Consider the following 15,987-nt stretch of genomic DNA (forward strand, 5'->3'; position numbering starts at 1 on the left):
CGTACAAGGTTTCCAAAGCCCGCCAAGTATCTAGGGTCAAGTCAAAGTCTTCTTCGTTAGGCCAATGGATCAGGTACAGATCTAAATAGTCCAACTGTAAGTCAGCTAACGTCCGGTCAAAAGCGGCCAGGGTTGTCTCGTAACCTTGGTCAGCGTTCCAAACCTTAGATGTTACAAACAGGTCGGACCGGTCGATGCCGGAAGCCTTGATGGCCGCACCAACCGCTGGTTCATTGCCGTAAATGTGGGCACAGTCGAGATGGCGATAGCCAGCGTCTAGGGCCGTCTTGATCGCGGCCGGAACGTCCTGACTGTCGATCAAGTACGTCCCAAACCCTAACATGGGGATGGTCACACCGTTGGTTAATTGAGTCGTTTCCATGAAATTACCTCGCTCTACAAATATTTTGGAACATAACGAATATAGACCAATGATACACTACCGTACCAATAGTTTCATGAATGGGTGCTTACCGTCACTGAGAATACCTCAGAGAAAGACGGAATGATTTTGCCTTTAAGCGCAAAAAAATCACCCATCCAATGCCGGTGTGGTGGTTGAATGAGTGACCTGGAGCCGTTATTTAATTTGGAACTAGTCGCGGGCGTTTAAGACTTCTGGACCGTCGGGGCGACCGACAATCACGGTGTTTACCGTATCTAAGAAGAGTCCGTGTTCAACCACACCAACAATGCCGTTTAAGGTATTTGCTAATTCGTGGGGGTGATCAATGCGGCCTAGGTGCAGGTCGATGATGTAATTCTTGGAGTCGGTCATGACGTGCTGACCGTCGGCGTTCATCCGGAATTCTGGATGGAGGTCCATCTTGTCCAGCTTTTCTAAGACGTGGGTGGAACCGAAGGGAATGACTTCCAGTGGCAGTGGGAATTGGCCCAGGTGGTGGACCAATTTACTTTCGTCCACGATCCACATGTTTTTAGTGGAGTTGATGGCGACGATCTTTTCCCAGAGGTGCGCGGCACCGCCACCCTTGATGCCTTGGAAGTTATCGTCGATTTCATCGGCGCCATCAATGGTTAAATCGATATGGTCGACGTCATCCAGATTCTTGATGGTAATACCAAGGGATTCAGCTTGGTTAGCGGTCCGGTCGGAGGTCGCCACACCAATGATGTGCAGGCCTTCGTCGGCAACTCGCTTGCCTAGGGCATCGACCATGTATTTAACGGTTGATCCGGTCCCTAGACCGAGGATCATCCCGTCTTCAACGTACTTGACAGCAGCCTGGCCTACGAGGGCCTTAAGGGCGTCTTGATTCATTTGTCTTTTCCTCCTCTAGAGATGGGTAATGTTCACTGACAGGTTGAATCGCGTTTGGTCCAGTGACCGGTAACTGATTCGGTGCCAGTAACGAAGTTAGGTGGACACTCAGGTATCGTTTAGCGTAAGGGTCGAGCACCTTTAAGGTCACGGCATTGTCCGCGGCAATTTCTAAGAAGCGACTAATCAGGTGATCAGCTAAGGTGGCCGATTGGCCGGGGCGGACGAAGAGCTGTTCCAGCACCCAGATGTGTTCGGATAAACTCAAATAATGCAGACTTGCCAGCCGTTGATCGGTTTCGACCAGGTTTAATTGCCCTGGTGCTTCCTGGATTACCATTGTGTCTACCTCCATTTCCTAATTGATTTTGGTCGATCACGCGGGCATTGTCAACTCCTTTTGACCGACCGCGGTTTTACTGGTAATCTCTTCATAGTTTGCTTATTCTAGTAACAGAGCCAACGAAAGCGATTTATTAATAGAAGGAGTGTCAATGATGAAACGTGGATTTGAAATTGTCTCACGGTACCAAGATCAGGGCTTGTCACTGCCTTATCGAACAACCCAACAGGCGGCGGGTTACGACTTTGAATGTGCGGAAGATTTTACGCTGCCCTCAATTTGGCGGCATGATCTATTGCATGCCTTCAAACGGTTATGGCAGAAGACGCCCCTGACAACGGCCGAACTGGCCGCCGGGCAGCACGACTTGAAGCCCTGGCTAGTCCCTACTGGAATTAAAGCGTACATGGAACCCGGTGAGGTCCTCATCTTAGCTAACCGGTCTAGTAATCCGTTGAAGCATAACCTAATCTTGCCAAATGGGGTGGGGGTTATCGATGCCGATTACTACAACAATGAAAAGAACGAGGGAGAAATCTTCGTTCAGCTAGTGAACGTTGGGCTGAGTGATGTCGTGATTAAGCAGGGACAAAGAATTGCCCAGGGAATTTTTATGCCCTATTATTTGGCTGACGACGAACAGGCGCCACAACAGGAACGGCAAGGGGGCTTCGGCTCATCGGATCGCAAGTAAATCTTTAGAAAATGTGTCAACAGACTAGTGTAGGATCACCTAGTAGGTATGCTAAAATAAAAGTATCTAGAAGAAACTTCTAAGGGGGAGCTACGGTGGCTAAAGCCAAAACGAATTTTGTTTGTCAAAATTGTGCATACAGTTCACCACGTTACTTGGGCCGCTGTCCAAACTGTGGCGAGTGGAATACCATGGTTGAAGAAGTGGTCACGCCAACGGCGAAGCCACAATCAACCCGAGTTAGTGCGTCTGGTCAACATTCGCATCCCCAATTAATGAATGAGATAAAACATACGACTGAAACTCGGGTGAAGACCGAGATGGGGGAGCTAAACCGGGTACTCGGTGGCGGGATCGTTCCGGGCTCTTTAATCCTGATTGGTGGGGATCCGGGGATTGGAAAATCAACCTTGTTGTTACAAGTTTCTGGTCAGTTAAGCGCCACGGGTGGCAAGGTGTTGTATGTCTCTGGGGAAGAAAGTGCCCCACAGATTAAGATGCGGGCGGACCGATTGGTCGTTAATAGTGACAACCTTTATTTGTACCCAGAGACTGATATGGCCAGTATTCGGGCGAATATTGAAGAGATGCAGCCGGACTATGTGGTCATCGACTCCGTGCAAACCATGCAGGCGCCGGGGGTGACTTCGGCCATTGGATCCGTTTCGCAAATCCGGGAAGTAACGGGTGAGCTGATGCAGATCGCCAAGACTAACGGCATCACCATTTTTGTCGTGGGTCACGTGACTAAGGGCGGAGCGATTGCCGGGCCTAAGATTTTGGAACACATGGTGGATACGGTGTTGTACTTCGAGGGCGACCTCCACCACACCTACCGAATTCTCCGGGCGGTGAAGAACCGGTTCGGATCGACCAATGAACTTGGAATTTTTGAGATGCGTGAGGGTGGCCTTTACGAGGTTGCTAACCCATCCGAAATATTTTTGGAAGAACGACTCAAGGACGCTACGGGGTCGGCCATCGTGGTCTCTATGGAGGGCACACGGCCAATTCTGGTGGAAGTCCAAGCATTGATTACGCCTTCTGTCTTTGGCAATGCCCAGCGAACATCCAGCGGTCTTGACCGCAACCGGGTTTCGTTGTTGATGGCGGTCCTGGAAAAACGAGCTAATCTGATGCTTCAGAACCAGGATGCCTTCCTAAAAGCGGCGGGTGGCGTTAAGCTCGATGAACCGGCGATTGACTTAGCCATTGCGTTAAGCATCGCTTCAAGCTACCAAGATACCGCGACCGAACCTACGGATTGTTTTGTCGGTGAAGTTGGATTGACCGGTGAGATTCGACGGGTTAGCCGGATTGAACAGCGGGTTGCCGAGGCCAAGAAGTTAGGCTTCAAGCGGATCTTTGTTCCTAAGAACAATCTCCAAGGGTGGGTACCGCCTAAAGGGATCGACGTCGTTGGGGTGTCAACCCTACGACAAACATTAAAGCTAGCACTCGACGTTTAGGTTGGGTCAGCATTGAAAGGGGGTGAAATTTAAAATGCGTAAAAAGAGTGTCGTTTTATTCATCTTTGCCGTTTTGGGGGGAGTTATGGGCGCGGCCTATCTCCCTCGAGTCTGGCAAATTTCAGGCGTCACTAGCCCAATGGTGAACAATCTGGCGGTAAACATACTGGTTGGTGCACTTATTTTTCTTATTCTCGGGTTGCTCTTTGCAGGCTTATTGCTTCGGTTGATTAACAAGATTGAAGCGTACCTGAATCGACAGAACCCCATGACGCTTATTTTTGGCAGTTTGGTTACCATTGTCGGGCTAGTGTTAGCGTTATTAATTTCAGTTTCATTTCGCGAATCAAAGTCGGTGTTTTTCAATACCGTGATTCCGTGGATATTGATGATTCTTTTTGGTTACCTTGGGTTCCGGATCGGGACTCGACTCAGCAAGCTTAAGCTGGAAGATTGGCGACGGTTGTTTCAAGCACCCGGTCGCAAGTCGACGGGTGAAGATACTGGCAAAGAGGTCTTGGACAAGGACCGCGAGCCGAATTTTCATCATTATAAGATTTTGGATACCAACATTTTAATTGACGGACGCATCTATGATTTGGCTAAAACTGGCTTCCTTGAAGGAACGTTGTTGGTTCCTAACTTTGTGTTATACGAGTTACAATACATCGCGGATTCCAGTGACTCCATCAAGCGCGTGCGGGGTCGTCGTGGCTTGGACATTTTGAACAAACTTCAAAACGAACAGATTATGCCGATCGAAATGTATGAAGGTGACTTCGAGGATATTCCGGAAGTTGACAGCAAGCTAATCCAATTAGCCAAGCAAAATGGCGGGATTATCGTGACGAATGATTACAATCTGAACAAGGTGATTCAATTCCAGAATGTTCAGGTCTTAAATATCAATTCATTGGCCAATGCCTTGAAACCACGGGTTATTCCTGGTGAAGACCTGCATGTAATGGTTGTGAAAAACGGAACCGAGCGGCAACAAGGGGTGGCTTATCTGGATGATGGGACCATGGTCGTCGTGGAAGACGGTCGGTACTTCATCAACAAGCAACTCGATGTGGTCGTGACGAGTGCCATTCAAACCGACGCTGGGCGAATGATTTTTGCTAAACCGGTCCATTCAAGTAAGAATATTGAAGATGGCAACGGTGGTAAGAAGTCTGACGGTAGCAATCGTAACGGTAAAAAATCGTCATAATGTTGTCGAAGCGTAACGAAACGATTAAGAAGTCGATCTGTCTGCCTATTGGCTGCCGGTCGACTTCTTAATTTTTGGTCGGATATGCTACAATAGACATAATTTATGTCGTGACGCGAAAGGAGTTTCGGGATGCTTAAAGTTTTTAATACCATGACTCGCCAAAAAGAAACCTTTGAACCGATGACCCCCGGCGTGGTCACTATGTACGTCTGTGGCCCGACGGTTTACAACTATATTCACATTGGGAATGCGCGGAGTGCAATTGCCTTCGATACCATTCGCCGATATTTTGAATACCGTGGCTTTAAGGTGAAGTACGTTTCTAACTTTACCGATGTCGACGATAAGATGATTAAGCAAGCTAAAAAATTAGGCATTACTGTGCCAGAATTGGGCGACCGGTTCATCAAAGCCTTCAAAGAAGATACGGCAGCCTTAAACATTGAACCGGCGACCGTTAACCCCCGGGCAACGGAACATATTAATGAAATTATTGAGTTCGTTCAGGACTTAATCGATAAGGACTATGCCTACCCAGTTGATGGGGATGTCTATTATCGGGCGCATAAGTTTGCCCACTATGGTGAACTGTCGCACCTGAAGTTAGACGACCTAGAGGAAGGGGCCTCCCAGCATACGGCCGATGAAGAGACCGCACGTAAGGAAGATCCCGTTGACTTTGCCCTATGGAAGGGGGCTAAGCCCGGTGAAATCTCTTGGCCATCCCCTTGGGGTGCCGGTCGTCCCGGTTGGCACATTGAGTGTTCCGTGATGTCGACCCATTACTTGGGTGATACGTTTGATATCCATGCTGGTGGTGAAGACCTGGTTTTCCCCCACCATGAAAACGAAATCGCTCAGAGTGAAGCCAAGACCGGCAAGACCTTCGTGCACTATTGGTTACACAATGGGTTCGTGACTGTTGGTGATGAGAACGAGAAGATGAGTAAGTCGCTCGGAAATTTTGTCACGGTGCATGATATCTTGAAGACGGTTGACGCTCAGACGTTGCGGTTCTTCATGGCGACGACGCAGTACCGACGGCCGATCCAATATAGCCAACGGAACCTAGATACGGCCGCACGTAATCTGGAACGCCTGCAAACGGCCTACGACAATATGGGTTATCGCTTAAAGGATGCCGAGGGTGGTCATGACCCGAAGACGGACCAAGAAGTTCGGCAAATCGTGGCCAATTACATGGACGTCATGGATGACGATTTCAATGTTCAAAATGGGGTCGCCGAGGTCTACGAAGTCGCTCGACTGGGGAATGTTTATGCTGAACGGCCAGTGGTTTTTGCGGGGACCTTAAGTTTCATTCGTAAGACGTTAACCGATTTGCTCAGTGTCTTTGGGGTTGAACTCCAGGAAGCGGCCGAATTAGCAGATCAAGATATCGAAGACTTAATTGCTGAACGGATTGCCGCACGGAAGAACAAAGATTTCTTGCGTAGCGATGAAATCCGCGAACAACTGAAAAATCAAGGAATTATTTTGGAAGACACGCCCCAAGGGACGCGTTGGCGAAAGGGAAATTAATGACAACTGAAGTAGATTATCGACAATTAAATGGGGTGGCATTGGCCTACATGGGAGATGCTGCTTACGAGGTCATTATTCGGCGGCACTTAATCGCCGAGGGACTCGCCAAGCCTAATCATTTACAAAAGACGGCCACGCATTACGTTTCCGCGAAGGCCCAGGCAGCCTTGATTAACCTGATGGAACAGGATAAGGTTCTTAGCGAGGACGAATGGACGATGTTCAAGCGTGGACGTAATGCCAAGAGCTACACCCACGCGAAGAATACGGACGTCGTGACTTATCGGATCTCCACCGGTTTTGAAGCCTTGATGGGCTACTTAGCTCTGAGCGGTAAGCAGGACCGGGTGGATGAGTTAAGTCAATGGTGTATTGAACAAGTGGAAGCGGGGCGGACTGAATAATGAATCCAGAACAAACAACACCAGCCAATGACACCGATTTTGTTATCGGTCGTCATCCAGCCGTTGCGGCTTTACGGAGTCAGCAAACGATCAATAAAGTCTTTTTACAAAGTGGGTTGAAGGCGGAAGCTATCGATGAGATTCGTCAGCTGGCTAAGAAGCGCCATCTGGTTATTTCTGAAGTGCCTAAGCAAAAGCTAGACCAATTGACTGACCACCAGAATCATCAAGGGGTGGCGTTAGGTGTTGCAGCTTTTGAATATGCCACGGTTGATGATTTGTTTGCCAAGGCAGAGGCCGCTGGGGAAGCCCCGTTCTTTCTGATCTTGGATGGCGTCGAAGATCCTCACAACTTGGGTTCGATTCTCCGAACCGCCGATGCTAGTGGCGTGCATGGGGTGATCATTCCCAAACGTCGGGCAGTGGGCTTGACCTCGGTGGTGGCTAAGACGTCTACCGGGGCCATCGAACGGGTGCCAGTTGCTCGGGTCACTAACCTGGTTAATACCGTGCGTGACTTGAAGGACCGGGGCGTCTGGGTCTTTGGCACTGACATGGACGGCACCGATTATCGTGACTGGAATGCTAAGGGGGCCAGTGCCCTCATTATTGGTAACGAAGGCAAGGGAATTTCCCGTTTGTTAAAGGAAACCGTCGATGAGATGCTGACCATTCCTATGGTTGGGGAAGTTCAAAGCCTGAACGCCAGTGTGGCTGCGGGACTCTTGATGTACCAAGGATTTAGCTCTCGGCATCCGGTTCAACACTAACTTTAGAAGGAATGAGTGCGGGAAAAAATGAAAAAAGATATTTTAATTGTCGATGCTTATAATATGATCGGCAACTGGCCCGAACTCAACCGTCTAAAGTTGACCGATCGGTTACCAGAAGCCAGAGACCAACTCTTAAATATGTTGGCTAACTATCGTAAGCTACGGGATGCGGCCATCACAGTGGTCTTTGATGCCATGTACGTCCCCGGAATTTCCAAGAGCTATCGGCAATTTGACTTGGAGGTCGTTTGGACCAATCGGGACGAAACAGCCGATAGTTATATAGAACGTTTGGCGAAGGAACGGCAGACGAGGTTCACACAGGTCACGGTTGCGACCAGTGACCAGGCCGAGCAATGGACGATTTTTTCTGAAGGAGCACTACGTATTCCGGCAGGAGAATTGCTGCGGGATATCGAGCGGGCACAGAATGAAGTGAAGCAGACTGCTCGGGAGTACGCCGATCGGGGAATTGTGCGGAAGTCACCGTGGAATGACCAACAACTCTATAAATTAGAAAAATTACGAGACCAAATGATGTCTCGGCCGCAGCAACGCCCGAAGAAAAAATAAACGGGTGTTCGCTAAGGGATTACTGAGGCGTCCTTTACACTGGAGTAACCAGTTGAAGGAGGCCTTTTTAATTGAAAACCATGAGTGACATCGTGTTAATTGAAATGATTCGTCGGACGGCCGAGTCGCCCGCCTTGCCAGTGCTTTTTGATCGGTATCGACCAGTCTTGTTGCGGCTACGGCAACGGTACTTTATTCCGGGCTATGACCAAGACGACTGGGAGCAAGAGGCGTTAATGGTATTTTGTCAAGTGGTCACCAAGTTTCAACTGAGCCGGTCCGTGAACTTTGGCGCCTTTTACCGCTTAAACCTGATGCATCGAGTATACGACCTGATTCGCCAGAGTAGAGCACAGAAGCGGCAATGCAATCGTGGTGTGGTTTCAATCGATGCCAATGGCCCCTTTTTCGCGGATACGCTGGTTGACCCCCGTTGGGTCATTCGTGAACAACTCGAAGTTAAAGAAGCCGTGGGGTTGGTTCAGAGTCGGTTGTCAATCGTTGAACGGGTAGTCTTCCTTGGCCTGGTGCGGGGAGCAACCCTGACCGAGATTAGCCGCCAGGAACGATTAACCACTGCGCAAGCGACCGCAGCGGCCTACCGTTGTCAGGCGAAACTACGACGAGTCTTGGCCGAATGATTGACGGCCTTGTCCAATGATGGTAAGCTACTACAGTATGAGTTAGACAGGATTTTATTAAAGGTGGTGGCAAAATGTCACAAGGAAAGATTGCGTTGGCCTGTTCCGTTTGTGGGTCACGAAACTACACCATCACAGCGAGTGCAACCCGGACTCAGCGACTTGAGGTTAAGAAGTTTTGTAAGTTTTGCGGGAAGCACACGTTGCATCGCGAAACACGTTAATTGATGAATTCAGCTTATAACGGATACTAACATTAGGGAGGCAACACCATGCATTTATTCCGTTTCTTCAAATCGGTCGGCAAGGAAATGAAACAAGTTTCTTGGCCAGGCATTAAGCAGCTTCGGCATGATACCGGAACGGTTATTGGCATCTCAGTGCTCTTCTCCATCTTCTTTGGGGCTGTGGACTGGGTCGTTCAATACGGCTTGAAGTTCCTCTCGTAGTGGAATTATCGGTGGTCAAAGCAGCTTAAATATGCTATATTAGTAGCTAACGGGAACTTCGTGTATGCGGAGTTTTTTTATTTTGCTCGAAAAGTCAAAGACATTAAAGGAGTGCACCATACATGGTTGAGTCAGCTGAAAAACAATGGTACGTTCTGCATACTTACGCAGGATACGAAAACAAAGTCATGGCAAACTTGGAATCACGGGCCGAATCAATGGGGATGCAAGATAACATCTTCCGCGTGGTCGTTCCTGAAGAAGAGGAACATGAAGTTAAGAATGGTAAGGACAAGGTTTCCATGGAAAAGGTTTTCCCTGGTTATGTCTTGGTCGAAATGGTCATGAGTGACCAAGCCTGGTATATCGTCCGGAACACGCCTGGGGTTACTGGCTTCTTAGGTTCTCATGGTCAAGGTAGTAAGCCAACGCCATTGTTACCTGACGAAGTCGAACGGATTCTCCGTCGTGTTGGTATCTCAGCCCGGCATGCTGAACTGGATGTTGCTCCTGGTGACTCCGTAACCATCGTGGATGGGGCCTTCAGCGGCTTAGTTGGTAAGATTACCGAAGTCGATGACGAAAAGATGAAGTTGAAGGTTAACATTGATATGTTCGGTCGGGAAACCAGTACTGAACTGAACTTTGACCAAGTTGATCCGATCTTAGGTTAATTCGTTCATGACGCTGCTGACTACCGCACGTCGGTTGGTCGAGTATTTCGCAGTCGAGCAGGCCAAATCCGTGGTTTATCAGGCTTAATCGTCGTGGACGATTCTAAAATATTGGTTTCAAAATGAACTTGTTGTAGTTAGTAAAGTGTGGTATGATTCTCAAGTATGCGTTAGAGCATACAGTTAACGTGGGAGGAGCAAACTAACAGCTCCACTTACCACACACGGACTCAAGGAGGTATTGTCTCGTGGCTAAAAAAGTAGCTAATGTCGTCAAATTACAGATTCCTGCGGGTAAAGCAACCCCAGCTCCCCCAGTTGGACCAGCTTTAGGTCAAGCAGGGATTAACATCATGGGCTTCACTAAGGAATTCAACGCTCGTACCGCTGACCAAGCTGGTATGATCATTCCTGTTGTGATCAGTGTCTATGAAGATCGTTCCTTTGATTTCATCACCAAGACTCCTCCAGCAGCAACGCTGTTGAAGAAGGCTGCTGGTGTTGAACACGGTTCTGGCGAACCTAACACGAACAAGGTTGCAACTGTAACCAAGGATCAAGTTAAGCAAATCGCTGAAACTAAAATGCAAGATCTAAACGCAGCTGATGTTGAAGCAGCTATGCGCATGATTGAAGGTACTGCCCGGAGCATGGGCTTCACGGTCGAAGGTTAAGCTCAGTTTTCGGATAGTCGGACACTTCACGAAAATGAAATGTGTCAAGTGGGAGGTTTATCCGTTACAACCACATTTGCAAGGAGGAATACACAAAAATGGCTCACAAACGAGGTAAAAAGTATCAAGACGCCGTCAAGATGGTTGAGGCCGACAAGGTCTACAACATGAGCGACGCCATTGATTTGGTAAAGAAGATGGATTTCGCTAAGTTCGATGCAACTGTTGAAGTTGCTTTCAAGCTTAACGTTGATACAAAGCAAGCGGACCAACAACTCCGTGGCGCACTGGTACTTCCTAATGGTACTGGTAAGGATACAACGGTTGTTGTATTCGCCAAGGGTGACCAAGCTAAGGCTGCTGAAGCAGCTGGTGCCGATGTCGTTGGCGAACAAGACTTAGTAGAACGCATCCAAGACGGTTGGTTGGACTTTGACGTTGCAATTGCAACGCCAGATATGATGGCCCAAGTTGGTCGTTTAGGCCGTGTCTTAGGACCTAAGGGCTTAATGCCTAACCCTAAGACGGGGACTGTTACGATGAACGTTGAAAAGGCTGTTTCCGACGCTAAGAACGGTCAAGTTACTTACCGGACTGACCGGGATGGTAACGTTGCTGTTCCATTTGGTAAGGTTTCCTTTGATGCTGACAAGCTTGCCGGCAACTTGAAGACCATTGCCGAAACGATTGTACGTATTCGTCCAGCCGCTGTGCGTGGGACTTACGTTCAACACGTTTCAATCGCTTCTACGTTCGGCCCTAGTGTCGACGTTGACTTGAGCACTATGATCTAGTCCAAGTTATGAAGTGAATAAAAAAATCCCTCTCAATACGTTGACACTGGCTGTTGAGTATTGTATGCTATTAAAGTTATTAATAGATCTACCTAAGACTCAGGTGGCCCAACGGCCTTAATCGATGCCTGCCGAGGCAGAAGTTTACTTAAACTTTTGTTTCCTTATGTCTTGGTGGCATAGGGATTTTTTTATCCCACCAATCTACTCTGGGAGGTGAACAATTTGAGTGAACAAGCTATTGCTGTTAAAGCAAAACATGTTGATGCCGTTGTTGACAAGTTTAACAACGCAACGAGTGCCATTGTCGTTGACTACCGTGGTTTAACGGTTGAACAAGTAACCGACTTACGGAAGCAATTACGTGACGCCGGCGTTCAGATGAACGTCATCAAAAACAAGGTTTTGACTCGGGCTGCCGACAAGGCGGGCTACGGTGACTTAAACGAAGTCTTCGCAGGTCCTACTGCCGTTGCTTTCTCTGACGAGGATCCAATCGCCCCAGCCAAGATTTTGAAGAAATTTGCTGATAGTGTAGACGCCCTTGAAATCAAGGGGGGTTACATCGAAGGAAAGATCGTTTCCGTTGATGAAATCAACACCTACGCTACCTTGCCTAGTCGTGAAGACTTGCTCTCCATGCTGGCTAGCGAACTTCAAGCACCAGTACGGAACGTGGCCTACGCAATTAAGGCTATCGTTGACAAGGGTGACGAAGGCGACGCAGCCTAAGTACCCACGCTACACAAAAAATAAACCCAATTATTGGAGGAAAATAACATGGCTTTTGATAAAGATGCTATCATCGCTTCTCTTAAAGAAGCATCCATTACTGACCTTAGCGACTTAGTTAAGGCAATTGAAGACGAATTCGGCGTATCCGCTGCTGCCCCTGTTGCTGCAGCCGGTGCTGCTGGTGGCGACGGTGCCGCCGCTAAGGACTCATTCGACGTTGAGTTGACTGAATCTGGTGACGCCAAAGTTAAGGCTATTAAGGCCGTTCGTGAAATCACTGGTCTTGGTTTGAAGGACGCTAAGGGTCTTGTTGACAACGTACCATCTGTCATCAAGGAAGGCGTTTCAGAAGACGAAGCTAACGACGTCAAGGAAAAGCTTGAAGCCGTTGGTGGTGTGGTTACGCTTAAGTAGTCATTTACTAACTAATATCAAAAGGGGCTCAATCGTATCGCTGAAAAGCGGTGCGGTTGAGCCTTTTTTCTTTTTTTCTGTTTTGATGGATTGCGATTAAAGCATGGGACGAAATGTGGTACAAAAACTCTGGACCACATTTTTGAGAATCTAAGTGGGACAGAAGCGATTACTGAACGGTTGATTGATATTTTGGCGGTTTGTAACTCATGGTTGGCGATGATATAGTTGGATTGGATTCAATTAGGAGGTCATTAAATGACAGTAAAAATTGGCGTCATTTTGGGTTCTACCCGGACCCATTCATTGGGAGACCAAATATTTAAGTATCTTCAACGGACGACCTCAATCCCGAATGGTGATTTTACCTGGATTGATTTGAAAGACTACCCGTTGCCAATGTACGATCATGATGAGACACCATTGTCAGAACCAATTCAAAATCTAACAAGTCGTGAGCGAAGCTGGCTGTCGGTTTTGGAACAGCAAGATGGGTATATCTTCTTGAGTCCAGAGTATGATCACGCCATTCCTGGGAGTCTTAAGAATGCCTTGGACTTTGTTGGTCCAGAAACAGCTAATAAACCGGTACAAATTGTGACGTATTCCAAGTATAGTGATGGCGGAATGTTAGCTGCCGCTTCATTTGTCGGTGTCTTACAGATGCTTAAGCTGATCGTCTTGCCGACACCGGTACTGTTATGGAATGCCGATACTAACTTTGCGTCGGATGGGACATTGATTGCTGAAGCGGCGAATAGTGACCATTTTGCCGAAAGATTGCCAAGTGCTTTTCGTGAGTTAACCCACTACGCTCAGATTATGAAGGAACATCCGTTGCCAACGTCGCTTTGACAACGAGGGGGCCTGACCAGTTTAGTCGGTTCGTGACGATTAGCAGGGAATTGCAAAAATATTTAGCGGTTTTGCTCATTCGTCGTGAGTGAAATTAGTCAAAGGGATTAGTTCGACCATCAAAAGCGTTTAGGATAACCTGAACGCTTTTTTTGGTCACTTTTAAGCTGGCCAATCATATAACTTTTTCTAAGATTTGTGGTGGCTCATAGTACTTCTGATGATAAACATCTATGCTGGAGAAAAAGAATTTTGCAGGGGGATCTCGGTATGACGGGAACAGTTTTAATCGTCGAGGATGACGCTGCGTTGTTAGATTCATTAACAACGGAGTTGCAATTCGAGGACTACACGGTATTGAATGCTCGCGATGGTCGAGCGGCGCTTAAAATTTACGAGAGTAATCAGGGACAGCTGGATCTAATTTTATTGGACTGGATGTTGCCAGAACTGGATGGCCTAGGTGTGTTACGACGAATCCGCAAAAGTGACAATTTACCGGTGATTATGATGACGGCCAGAGACTATGTAGGGGATAAGGTGGCTGGTTTAGATACTGGTGCTGACGATTACATCACTAAACCGTTCGATATTGAGGAATTACTAGCTAGAATTCGAGTTGTCTTGCGCCATCAATCTCGGCAACAGGCTGCCGGTAGTCAACTTCACGTCGGCGATCTGGTGTTAGATATCAGGTCGCGGCAAGTTCTGCGTGACGGTCAATTGATTCAGTTGACCCAGCGAGAGTATGAGCTACTCCTCTGTCTGATGAAAAATTCCGGACAGACGATGACTCGGGATGAGTTACTTAACAGTGTCTGGGGGGTGGATTTTGAAGGCCAGCCGAATATTGTCGATGTCTATGTCCGTTATCTCCGAAATAAATTACGGGAAGAACATTTTCAACCACTAATCCATACGGTCCGTGGCGTTGGGTATGTGCTCTCGGCCGAGTATCACGGGTAATGCGGATGAAAAAGCAAATTGAGAATCATACAACAGCCCAGGAGATTCAGCGTCGCTTTTTGACGATGCTAGTTTTGATGACCTTATTTATGGGGGTGTCAATCGTTAGCACGGTTGGTTATCAATTGGTCAAGCAGAGTGAACATTCTTCTCAGCAACTTATTCGGAGCTTGCGGCGGTCCTTTATCAATGATCGACCCGATTGGAATTATTGGCAACGGACTAGCCCGTTAGACACTCGAAATACCTTCGTGCGGGTTTATAAGGAACATGATCGTCGGTCAACGAGTACCTTTTACTCGGCGCGGGCGCGACATTTTATTCACCAACATCATTACCCGCTCCCATTCTATCCGTCATTGGATTATACGCCAGGCTATGGGATTACCTACTATCGTGCAGGTAGTCGGGCGGGATTCTATTCCGAAATCTGGATGAGTTTGACCCCGGTCACAACGATTCTATTTTCAGTCTTAGTGGTGACGGCTGGTGTGGCGATTCTGATGATTGGTGTTGGGTGGATTTATGTTCGTCGGACGGCGAATAAAATCACACAGCCGTTAGCCGGCTTGAATACCGCTGCCAAGAAGCAGGCCCAAGTTCGAACGGTTAAAGCCGCGTTGCCGATCCCGGATCGGCCGCAGGAGGTGACACAGCTAGCCGCGAGCTTCAATGAGTTACTCACAGTGATTAATCAAAATGCGGAGCAGGAACGGGCGTTTACCTCTAATGCAGCCCACGAACTGCGAACACCGATTGCCGCTATTCGTGGTCACGTTCGCTTGCTGGAACGGCGGGCGGCGGGACATCCAGAGATTATTCCGCGGTCGATTCAATTCATTGATGAAGAGTCGATTCGAATGCAGAAGCTAGTTGATAGTTTGCTGACACTGTCCAGAGCCGATCGCGGCGCCCTGACCTTAACGAGTTTTGATCTAGTCCCGATTATTCATGAGACGATTGAAGAGGAACGGGCAGTTTTACAGCAGCCGATTGAGGTTCATTTAATGGAAAATGTCATAGTGTTTGGCCATGCGGAGAGTATCCAACAGATTTTGACGGCGCTCCTGGATAATGCTGGTAAGTATTCACCGAAAGATCAGCCGATTTCGGTGATCGTAACGGTTAATGACGGTTGGATTGACCTAAGCGTTGCTGACTTAGGGCTGGGCATTGCAGATGCGGATAAACCGCGAATATTTGATCGATTCTATCGGGTTGATTCAGCCAGAACTCGTGAGGTTGGCGGAACCGGGTTAGGTTTAGCCATTGTGGCCCAGTTAGTCAAGTTAAATCGTGCGACCATTCGGGTCATCGATAATCGACCTCAGGGGAGTCGATTCACTGTAAGATTTCAGGCAGGAAATACGAATTCTGAGAATCCTTCAGTCTAATCTCTTTTGGAACCGGTAGCTAGAACCCTAGTCCTTGCCTATGATGGAGACATTCCAGCATGGGTAAGGATTTTTTTGTAGCAACAGTGGTC

General features: G+C 48.0%; 21 protein-coding genes and 1 other annotated feature. Of the genes, 18 read left to right on the plus strand and 3 right to left on the minus strand.

The genetic code is table 11. The features are described 5' to 3' along the window. The 3 genes from LSE01S_RS03270 to LSE01S_RS03280 form a co-directional block, all read right to left on the minus strand. Positions 1–382: aldo/keto reductase (locus LSE01S_RS03270; RefSeq protein ID WP_174520180.1), on the minus strand; the 382-nt coding region annotated here is incomplete at its 3' end. 213 nt (positions 383–595) lie between these two features. Next, positions 596–1,282, minus strand: a complete 687-nt coding sequence (gene rpiA / locus LSE01S_RS03275) for a ribose-5-phosphate isomerase RpiA (protein WP_061776202.1) — start codon at positions 1,280–1,282, stop codon at positions 596–598. Continuing rightward, positions 1,263–1,622 (minus strand): hypothetical protein, encoded by a 360-nt coding sequence (locus tag LSE01S_RS03280; RefSeq protein WP_061776203.1) that lies wholly within the window; start codon positions 1,620–1,622, stop codon positions 1,263–1,265. Before LSE01S_RS03280 ends, rpiA begins: the two co-directional genes overlap by 20 nt. A 157-nt stretch (positions 1,623–1,779) precedes the next feature. On the opposite strand from LSE01S_RS03280, the gene LSE01S_RS03285 reads away from it, so the two are divergent. From LSE01S_RS03285 to LSE01S_RS03365, 18 genes are all read left to right on the plus strand, one after another. Then, positions 1,780–2,319, plus strand: coding sequence for a dCTP deaminase/dUTPase family protein (locus tag LSE01S_RS03285; RefSeq protein WP_061776204.1), 540 nt, complete (start codon positions 1,780–1,782; stop codon positions 2,317–2,319). A gap of 95 nt (positions 2,320–2,414) precedes the next feature. Continuing rightward, positions 2,415–3,788, plus strand: coding sequence for a DNA repair protein RadA (gene radA / locus LSE01S_RS03290; protein ID WP_061776205.1), 1,374 nt, complete (start codon positions 2,415–2,417; stop codon positions 3,786–3,788). Positions 3,789–3,822: 34 nt separating this feature from the next. Beyond that, on the plus strand, positions 3,823–5,001 hold the full coding sequence (locus LSE01S_RS03295; protein WP_061776206.1) for a PIN/TRAM domain-containing protein: 1,179 nt from the start codon (positions 3,823–3,825) through the stop codon (positions 4,999–5,001). 132 nt (positions 5,002–5,133) lie between these two features. Next, on the plus strand, positions 5,134–6,546 hold the full coding sequence (gene cysS / locus LSE01S_RS03300) for a cysteine--tRNA ligase (protein ID WP_061776207.1): 1,413 nt from the start codon (positions 5,134–5,136) through the stop codon (positions 6,544–6,546). Continuing rightward, complete coding sequence (locus tag LSE01S_RS03305; RefSeq protein WP_061776208.1) at positions 6,546–6,953, plus strand: Mini-ribonuclease 3; 408 nt, start codon at positions 6,546–6,548, stop codon at positions 6,951–6,953. The genes cysS and LSE01S_RS03305 overlap by 1 nt, the downstream gene beginning before the upstream one ends. Next, on the plus strand, positions 6,953–7,723 hold the full coding sequence (gene rlmB / locus LSE01S_RS03310; protein ID WP_061776209.1) for a 23S rRNA (guanosine(2251)-2'-O)-methyltransferase RlmB: 771 nt from the start codon (positions 6,953–6,955) through the stop codon (positions 7,721–7,723). Before LSE01S_RS03305 ends, rlmB begins: the two co-directional genes overlap by 1 nt. A 27-nt stretch (positions 7,724–7,750) precedes the next feature. Continuing rightward, entirely contained in the window at positions 7,751–8,299 is a 549-nt protein-coding gene (locus tag LSE01S_RS03315; protein ID WP_061776303.1) for an NYN domain-containing protein, read from the plus strand. Between the two features lie 80 nt (positions 8,300–8,379). Then, positions 8,380–8,940, plus strand: coding sequence for a sigma factor (locus tag LSE01S_RS03320; protein ID WP_061776304.1), 561 nt, complete (start codon positions 8,380–8,382; stop codon positions 8,938–8,940). 74 nt (positions 8,941–9,014) lie between these two features. Continuing rightward, positions 9,015–9,164: a 50S ribosomal protein L33 gene (gene rpmG / locus LSE01S_RS10770; protein ID WP_082622333.1), complete on the plus strand. Its 150-nt coding sequence runs from the start codon at positions 9,015–9,017 to the stop codon at positions 9,162–9,164. Positions 9,165–9,212: 48 nt separating this feature from the next. Continuing rightward, positions 9,213–9,389 carry a preprotein translocase subunit SecE gene (gene secE, locus LSE01S_RS03325; RefSeq protein WP_061776210.1) on the plus strand — a complete coding sequence of 59 codons (177 nt, stop codon included), beginning with the start codon at positions 9,213–9,215 and terminating at the stop codon, positions 9,387–9,389. Positions 9,390–9,511: 122 nt separating this feature from the next. After that, positions 9,512–10,063, plus strand: coding sequence for a transcription termination/antitermination protein NusG (gene nusG, locus LSE01S_RS03330; RefSeq protein WP_061776211.1), 552 nt, complete (start codon positions 9,512–9,514; stop codon positions 10,061–10,063). Positions 10,064–10,311: 248 nt separating this feature from the next. Further along, a complete protein-coding gene (gene rplK / locus LSE01S_RS03335) occupies positions 10,312–10,737 on the plus strand; it encodes a 50S ribosomal protein L11 (RefSeq protein ID WP_011667358.1) in 426 nt (141 codons plus the stop codon). Positions 10,738–10,835: 98 nt separating this feature from the next. Further along, positions 10,836–11,531 (plus strand): 50S ribosomal protein L1, encoded by a 696-nt coding sequence (gene rplA / locus LSE01S_RS03340; protein ID WP_061776212.1) that lies wholly within the window; start codon positions 10,836–10,838, stop codon positions 11,529–11,531. Between the two features lie 73 nt (positions 11,532–11,604). Further along, positions 11,605–11,732, plus strand: a sequence feature (ribosomal protein L10 leader region). A gap of 24 nt (positions 11,733–11,756) precedes the next feature. After that, positions 11,757–12,263 (plus strand): 50S ribosomal protein L10, encoded by a 507-nt coding sequence (gene rplJ, locus LSE01S_RS03345; RefSeq protein WP_061776213.1) that lies wholly within the window; start codon positions 11,757–11,759, stop codon positions 12,261–12,263. A 48-nt stretch (positions 12,264–12,311) separates the two neighbouring features. Beyond that, on the plus strand, positions 12,312–12,680 hold the full coding sequence (rplL, locus tag LSE01S_RS03350) for a 50S ribosomal protein L7/L12 (protein ID WP_061776214.1): 369 nt from the start codon (positions 12,312–12,314) through the stop codon (positions 12,678–12,680). 258 nt (positions 12,681–12,938) lie between these two features. Continuing rightward, a complete protein-coding gene (locus tag LSE01S_RS03355; RefSeq protein ID WP_061776215.1) occupies positions 12,939–13,535 on the plus strand; it encodes an NADPH-dependent FMN reductase in 597 nt (198 codons plus the stop codon). 270 nt (positions 13,536–13,805) lie between these two features. After that, on the plus strand, positions 13,806–14,501 hold the full coding sequence (locus LSE01S_RS03360) for a response regulator transcription factor (RefSeq protein WP_061776216.1): 696 nt from the start codon (positions 13,806–13,808) through the stop codon (positions 14,499–14,501). A 5-nt stretch (positions 14,502–14,506) separates the two neighbouring features. Then, the gene (locus LSE01S_RS03365; RefSeq protein ID WP_162257429.1) at positions 14,507–15,895 is read left to right on the plus strand and encodes a sensor histidine kinase; all 1,389 of its coding nucleotides are present in this window, start codon (positions 14,507–14,509) and stop codon (positions 15,893–15,895) included. Positions 15,896–15,987: the final 92 nt, after the last annotated feature.

The sequence above is a fragment of the Levilactobacillus senmaizukei DSM 21775 = NBRC 103853 genome, assembly GCF_001592085.1.
In the GTDB taxonomy this organism is placed as follows: domain Bacteria; phylum Bacillota; class Bacilli; order Lactobacillales; family Lactobacillaceae; genus Levilactobacillus; species Levilactobacillus senmaizukei.